5 protein-coding genes and 2 pseudogenes are annotated in these 6,953 nt (G+C 31.0%); 5 read left to right on the top strand and 2 right to left on the bottom strand.

Annotated features, from left to right (window positions below):
- Window positions 1-98: pseudogene (locus tag Q361_RS14045) on the top strand (IS982 family transposase); the annotation flags it as partial.
- Here the strand turns inward: Q361_RS14045 and Q361_RS14040 are convergent.
- Window positions 95-411 (bottom strand): annotated as a pseudogene (locus Q361_RS14040) (IS982 family transposase); the annotation flags it as partial. The pseudogenes Q361_RS14045 and Q361_RS14040 sit on opposite strands and share 4 nt — an antisense overlap.
- A gap of 384 nt (window positions 412-795) precedes the next feature.
- On the opposite strand from Q361_RS14040, the gene Q361_RS10835 reads away from it, so the two are divergent.
- A complete protein-coding gene (locus Q361_RS10835; RefSeq protein ID WP_103726752.1) occupies window positions 796-1,761 on the top strand; it encodes a glycosyltransferase in 966 nt (321 codons plus the stop codon).
- A gap of 122 nt (window positions 1,762-1,883) precedes the next feature.
- On the opposite strand, the gene Q361_RS10830 is transcribed toward Q361_RS10835, so the two are convergent.
- The gene (locus Q361_RS10830) at window positions 1,884-2,339 is read right to left on the bottom strand and encodes a DUF4352 domain-containing protein (RefSeq protein WP_103726751.1); all 456 of its coding nucleotides are present in this window, start codon (window positions 2,337-2,339) and stop codon (window positions 1,884-1,886) included.
- Between the two features lie 343 nt (window positions 2,340-2,682).
- On the opposite strand from Q361_RS10830, the gene Q361_RS10825 reads away from it, so the two are divergent.
- The 3 genes from Q361_RS10825 to Q361_RS10815 all read left to right on the top strand — a co-directional run bounded on the left by Q361_RS10825 (window position 2,683) and on the right by Q361_RS10815 (window position 6,922).
- Window positions 2,683-3,114, top strand: a complete 432-nt coding sequence (locus Q361_RS10825; RefSeq protein WP_103726750.1) for a MarR family winged helix-turn-helix transcriptional regulator — start codon at window positions 2,683-2,685, stop codon at window positions 3,112-3,114.
- A 151-nt stretch (window positions 3,115-3,265) separates the two neighbouring features.
- Entirely contained in the window at window positions 3,266-5,656 is a 2,391-nt protein-coding gene (locus Q361_RS10820) for a 3-hydroxyacyl-CoA dehydrogenase/enoyl-CoA hydratase family protein (protein ID WP_103726749.1), read from the top strand.
- A gap of 84 nt (window positions 5,657-5,740) precedes the next feature.
- The gene (locus Q361_RS10815; protein ID WP_103726748.1) at window positions 5,741-6,922 is read left to right on the top strand and encodes an acetyl-CoA C-acyltransferase; all 1,182 of its coding nucleotides are present in this window, start codon (window positions 5,741-5,743) and stop codon (window positions 6,920-6,922) included.
- Window positions 6,923-6,953: the final 31 nt, after the last annotated feature.

The following is a 6,953-nucleotide window of genomic DNA, read 5'->3' as shown; positions in this document are numbered from 1 at the left end:
ATGGAATTAATCTTGTAACAAAGTTAAGAAAGAATATGAAAACCAAATTAGTAAGTCCAATTCAAGGCGCTTTTTACTTGAGAAAAAAAGCAATTTTGTTCTTTAAATAAATCATCATAGGTATAAAAGATGTTTTTTGTAGGTAAATCAATTTATTATAACTACTAATTTTGGAGATTTGGATGTTAAAGATTTAGTAAAAGAATCCATATAAAAAATTTTAAAATTTCTATAGCCTGAAACATGAAAAAGGATTTGAATTGTAATGATTTCTGAAAGCGATAAATTGGATTTTTTGATTCGTTATTTCTTATTAAAAATTAATTGATTTTCCCAGTTTGGAGCAACAAAATCTTTGCAAAAATCATCTATAGAACAAAAATATTGTGTGATTTTATCTTGCGAAAGTATGAGTAAATTTAATTATTTAAATTTCAATACTTTAAATGAACTGGTTTTTGCTTTTTTATGCAATTTTTTAGTGTTTTATATCGAACTCACGGTCTTTAATAATCAATAACAATTAGTAATCTTAATATGACTGTTTTTGAATAAGATTATTCACTATTATGTTCTAATTTATAATTCAAATAACTTCTAAAACATAAAATAATTTTAATTATTTTTGTATACACATAAATTGCTTTTAATAATCAAATCCTTAAAATAGGAAATTTTGTCAATATCTAATCCTTTTACATTAACCAAATTAATTAATTATAAAGCCTGCGCAAAATAATTTGTAATTTTGACAAATAATCATGTCTTAACATAAATATTAAAATTTTATATACTATGAAAATATTATTTCATGAAAATCAATTATCATATAGAGGTACTTCAAAAGCTCTCTATGATTATGCTCATTATAATGAGCAGATTTTAAATAATGAATCTATTATATTATATAATAAATCTAATGAAAATAATTTTGACGAAGCTGTTAAAAAATTTAAGAACAGATTTAAAGTTATAGAATACAATGAAATTAAAGAAATAGACAAAATAATAGAAAAAGAAAAAGTTGATTTATTTTATGCAATAAAATATGGATATAATGATAACATTATTTCAAAAAACTGTAAAACCGCAATACATACTGTTTTTAAATGTTATGAGCCTCATGGAGATGTTTATTCTTATGTTTCAAAGTGGTTGTCAAAATTGATGACCAACTCTGATTCAAATTATGTCCCTCACATTATTGATTTGCCAAATCATAATTTTGATTTACGTAGCGAACTAAATATTCCTAATGATGCAATTGTATTTGGAAGACATGGTGGTGCAGAAACATTCGATATTAAATTTGTGCAAGAAGTAATCAAAAATTTTTCAAGAACAAAAAAAAAAGTTTATTTTCTATTTCTAGGAACTAATTCTTTTGTTAAAAGAAATATTTTTAGACCATATAAAAATATTATTTTCTTATCTAGTACAATAGACGAACATTATAAATTAAAATTTATTAATACATGTGACGCTTATATACATGCTAGAGTACAAGGAGAAAGTTTTGGCATTGCGATAGGTGAATTTTCTATAAAAAACAAACCTATTATAACATGGGGGTTATCTGACGAAAAAGCTCATTTAGAAATTTTACAAGATAAAGCGATAATATACAACAACTCCAAAGAATTAATTAACATTTTAGAAAATTTTGAACCTTCAACCAAGCAAATATGGGATATGTATTCTGAGGAATTTTCTCCAAAAAATGTAATGAAAAAGTTTAAGGAAATATTTATTAACGAGTGATCATTAATATCTTTTAACTTAAATATTTTATTAAAATAATATTAATATCTACTTAATCATTATAAAGTTAATTTTTAATTATCATAATAATAAACTAAACACATAAAGCCTGTTTTACAGTTTTAATTGACATAGTGTATACCTACAATACTGTCTTTTACCATAAGCTTTTGAGCTTTATCTTCTTCTGGAAAAATAAATACTAACTTTCTTTTCTTCTTATCATCTTTTGCAATATTTGAATTTAAATTAGCAAATACATTTACAGGTCCAAGAATCATTGCCCATTCTACACCATATTTGGTTTTATTTCGAGGATTTAACAAATAAAACTCATGAAAGTTTAAATCCTGTTTTTCTTGTGATGCATTCGTAAAAGTCATATAAACAAAAACAAATTTAGAACCTCTCTTAGAGTTGTATGACCCGTTACCCACAGCAATAGTATGTCCCTCCTCTACTTTATCAATAGTAAAACTCACAGAATTGGAATAATTATAGCGCGTAGGCACTGTTTGAAATTTGGTATAACACGATACAAAGCTAAATGCGAAACAACATACTAGATTTTTTTTCATGGCATAGTGGTACTAAAACAAATCAAATATACTACAACTTAATTATATTTTGAATTCTTGATATGTAATATATCTTATACAATATATGGTATCAAAGTAAATTCTACTACCATCAAAATAAAATTAATTACCTATATATAATATTTAAAAAATTATAAAAAAATACCTACAATTATCAATTTAATAACAATAAATATAGAGAGACTGTTTAAACTACAGCCATTACATATAAATTGTTTAAAACACTTTTTTTACAAAAAATACTATGCGTGCATAAAATTTAACATATTTTATTATGCGTGCATAGTATTTTTAAGTACATTTGAAAACGATTTCGTAAAATATGAAAGAGAAAACTATAGATTACGCACTAAGATCTACATGGCAAGCCGTTGCTCGTATGTATAATGAAGAAGCATCAAAATTTGATGGATCTATGGCTATAGGCTTTGCTTTACTTAGCATAGATAAAGAAGATGGTACTCCATCAAGTTACATAAGTAACCGTATGGGCATGGAAGCTACATCACTTACTCGTACTTTAAAAAGTCTAGAAGAAAAAGGACTTATTATTAGAAAAAAAAATCCAGACGATGGTAGAGGTGTACTTATATATCTTACAGACTTAGGTAAAGAAAAAAGAGAATTATCCAAACTAACCGTTTTAAAATTTAATGAAGCAGTCAAAAAAAACATATCAGAAGAAAAACTAAACCATTTTATGGAAGTAGCCGAAACTATTAATGATTTAATAACAGAGAAAAAGATTTTTTAGAATTAGAAATAGAAGAAGAAACAAGAAGAAAGAAAAGCATTTGTATAAAAGAATCTTGCTTCTTGTATTAAAGAACAATATAATAATAACATGAAGAAAGTTAGTCTTGCCACTTGTAGCGCAGCGGTCTTTCTTCTTTCATCTAATAAAAATGAAACGAATAATTAAAAAAGTAGCCGTTGTAGGATCTGGAATTATGGGTTCTGGAATTGCGTGTCATTTTGCAAATATCGGTGTAGAAGTACTACTTCTAGATATTGTGCCGAATACACTTACAGAAGCTGAAGAAAAGAAAGGATTAACATTGGAAAGCAAATCCGTTCGTAACCGAATTGTAAATGAACATTTGGCCAATGCTTTAAAAAGTAATCCATCACCCATTTACAGTCAGAAATTTGCGAGTCGAATTACCACAGGAAACACTACCGATGATATGCCTAAAATTGCAACTTGCGATTGGATTATCGAAGTGGTTGTAGAACGTTTAGACATTAAAAAAATAGTGTTTGAACAAATCGACAAATTCCGAAAACTAGGTACTTTGGTAACGTCAAACACCTCTGGTATTCCTATCAAATTTATGAGCGAAGGCAGAAGCGACGATTTTCAAGCGCATTTCTGCGGAACGCATTTCTTCAATCCGGCACGTTATTTAAAATTATTCGAGATTATTCCAGGACCAAAAACATCACAAGAAGTATTAGATTTTCTGTTTGATTATGGTTCTAAATTTTTAGGAAAAACTTCAGTAGTTGCCAAAGATACACCCGCATTTATTGGTAACCGAATAGGTGTTTTTGGAATTCAAAGTTTGTTTCATTTGGTAAAACAAATGGGATTAACCATTGAAGAAGTCGATAAATTAACAGGCCCTGTTATTGGTCGTCCAAAATCGGCAACTTTTAGAACTGTAGATGTGGTTGGCTTAGACACATTGGTTCATGTAGCCAATGGTTTGTATGAAGGTTGCCCCAATGACGAAGCGCACGAACTATTCAAACTTCCAGACTTTATCAACAAAATGATGGAAAACAAATGGTTAGGAAGCAAAACTGGTCAAGGGTTTTATAAAAAAGAAGGTAAAGATATATTGTCTTTAGATTTAGATACATTAGAATATAGAGCAGCAAAAAAAGCATCTTTTACCACTTTAGAATTGACTAAAACAATCGATAAGCCTATCGACAGATTTAAAGTTTTAGTAAAAGGAAAAGACAAAGCAGGCGATTTTTACAGAAAGAATTTCTCGGCAATGTTTGCCTATTGTTCAAATAGAGTTCCAGAAATTACAGACGAATTCTACAAAATAGACGATGCCATGAAAGCGGGCTTTGGTTGGGAAAATGGTCCATTTGAAATTTGGGATGCTATTGGTGTAGAAAAATCCATTGCTATGATGGAAGCCGAAGGTTACAAACCAGCAGCTTGGGTAACCGATATGTTGATTTCAGAAAACAAATCGTTCTATTCTGTTAAAAATGGTAAAACATATTTTTACAATATTGGTACCAAATCACAAGAAGAAAAACCAGGTCAAGATGCTTTTATCATATTAGACAATATAAGAGAAAATCATAAAGTTTGGGGAAATTCAGATGCTACAATTATAGACTTAGGAGATGGAATTTTAAATTTAGAATTTCATTCTAAAATGAACACTATTGGAGGTGGCGTTTTAACAGCAATAAACAAAGCTATTGACTTAGCCGAAAAAGAGTATAAAGGATTAGTAATTGGAAATCAAGGTACTAATTTCTCTGTTGGAGCTAATATCGGAATGATTTTTATGATGGCAGTCGAACAAGAGTACGACGAATTAAACATGGCTATCAAAATGTTCCAAGACACAATGATGCGTGTGCGTTATTCAGCAATTCCAGTTGTAGTAGCACCACACGGCATGACACTTGGTGGTGGTTGCGAAATGACTATGCACGCCGATAGAGTTGTAGCTGCAGCAGAAACCTATATTGGTTTAGTAGAATTTGGAGTTGGTGTAATTCCTGGTGGTGGAGGCTCTAAAGAAATGGCTTTACGTGCTTCCGACTTGTTCCGTAAAAACGATGTAGAGTTGAATGTATTACAAGAAAATTTCCTAACTATCGGAATGGCAAAAGTGGCAACATCCGCTTACGAAGCTTTCGATTTAGGAATCTTACAAAAAGGAAAAGATATTGTGGTAGTAAACAAAGACCGTCAAATTGCTGTTGCGAAACAAGTGGCATTGCAAATGGCCGATCAAGGTTACACACAACCAGTAAGAAGAACCGATATCAAAGTTTTGGGTAAACAAGCACTCGGAATGTTCTTAGTTGGAACCAATCAAATGGTAGCTGGAAAATACATCTCCGAACACGATTTAAAAATTGCCAACAAACTGGCTTACGTTATGGCAGGAGGCGATTTATCAGAACCGACATTAGTAAGTGAACAATATTTGTTGGATATTGAAAGAGAAGCATTCTTGAGTTTGTGTACAGAAAGAAAAACGTTAGAAAGAATTCAATTCATGCTAACTAAAGGAAAACCGTTGAGAAATTAATAAAAGAACCAAGAGGCAAGAAGAAAGAAATAAAATTTAAAAAATCATTTTTCTCTTTCTTCTTTCTTCTATTATCTAAAAAAAATGAAAACAGCATATATAGTATCAGGCTTTAGAACAGCCGTTGGAAAAGCGCCAAAAGGAGTTTTCCGTTTCAAACGACCTGACGAATTAGCAGCAGAAACCATCGAACACATGATGGCTCAATTTCCTAATTTCGATAAAACTCGTATCGACGACGTAATGGTAGGAAATGCCATGCCAGAAGCCGAACAAGGATTAAACGTAGGACGATTAATTTCATTAATGGGATTAAAAGTTACTGATGTTCCGGGTGTAACAGTAAATAGATACTGTGCCTCAGGTTTGGAAACTATCGGAATGGCAACTGCCAAAATTCAAAGCGGAATGGCAAATTGCATCATTGCTGGTGGAGCCGAAAGTATGAGTTTTATTCCAATGGGAGGCTACAAACCAACACCAGATTACGCAGTAGCAAAAGAAGGTCATGAAGATTACTATTGGGGAATGGGATTGACTGCCGAAGCCGTTGCGAAACAATTCAACGTTTCTCGTGAAGATCAAGATGAGTTTGCTTACAATTCACATCAAAAAGCATTGAAAGCACAAGCAACAGGCAAATTTGATAACCAAATTGTTCCCATTACAGTAGAACAAACGTTTATTAACGAAAATGGTAAAAAAGAAACCAAATCGTATGTAGTAAACAAAGACGAAGGACCAAGAGCTGACACCAACCTTGCAGCTTTAGGAAAACTTAAACCTGTGTTTGCCGCTGATGGTTCTGTAACAGCCGGTAATTCTTCTCAAATGAGTGATGGTGCAGCTTTTGTACTAATTATGAGTGAAGAATTAGTAAAAGAATTAGGGGTTACTCCTATCGCACGATTAGTAAATTTTGCATCTGCAGGAGTTGAACCAAGAATTATGGGAATTGGACCAGTAAAAGCAATTCCAAAAGCCTTAAAACAAGCAGGGTTATCTTTGAATGATATTGATTTAATCGAATTAAATGAAGCTTTTGCATCACAATCATTAGCAGTTGTTAGAGAATTAGGTTTAAATCCAGATATCGTAAACGTAAATGGAGGTGCGATTGCACTAGGGCATCCACTGGGTTGTACAGGAGCAAAATTATCAGTGCAATTATTTGACGAAATGCAATTAAGAAAATCAAAATACGGAATTGTAAGTATGTGTGTAGGAACAGGTCAAGGCTCTGCGGGAATATTTGAATTATTGTAAAAGAGACAAAAGATAATAGACCTAGAGATAA

This window comes from Flavobacterium croceum DSM 17960, from assembly GCF_002917885.1.
Classification (GTDB): Bacteria; Bacteroidota; Bacteroidia; order Flavobacteriales; family Flavobacteriaceae; genus Flavobacterium; species Flavobacterium croceum.
Note: the sequence above shows the minus strand (reverse complement) of the source record. Positions and strands in the feature narration are given on the sequence as shown.

Coding starts and splice junctions, on each gene's coding strand:
- Q361_RS10835 (WP_103726752.1), top strand. CDS start 796: ATGAAAATATTATTTCATGAAAATCAATTATCATATAGAGGTACTTCA.
- Q361_RS10830 (WP_103726751.1), bottom strand. CDS start 2,339: ATGAAAAAAAATCTAGTATGTTGTTTCGCATTTAGCTTTGTATCGTGT.
- Q361_RS10825 (WP_103726750.1), top strand. CDS start 2,683: ATGAAAGAGAAAACTATAGATTACGCACTAAGATCTACATGGCAAGCC.
- Q361_RS10820 (WP_103726749.1), top strand. CDS start 3,266: ATGAAACGAATAATTAAAAAAGTAGCCGTTGTAGGATCTGGAATTATG.
- Q361_RS10815 (WP_103726748.1), top strand. CDS start 5,741: ATGAAAACAGCATATATAGTATCAGGCTTTAGAACAGCCGTTGGAAAA.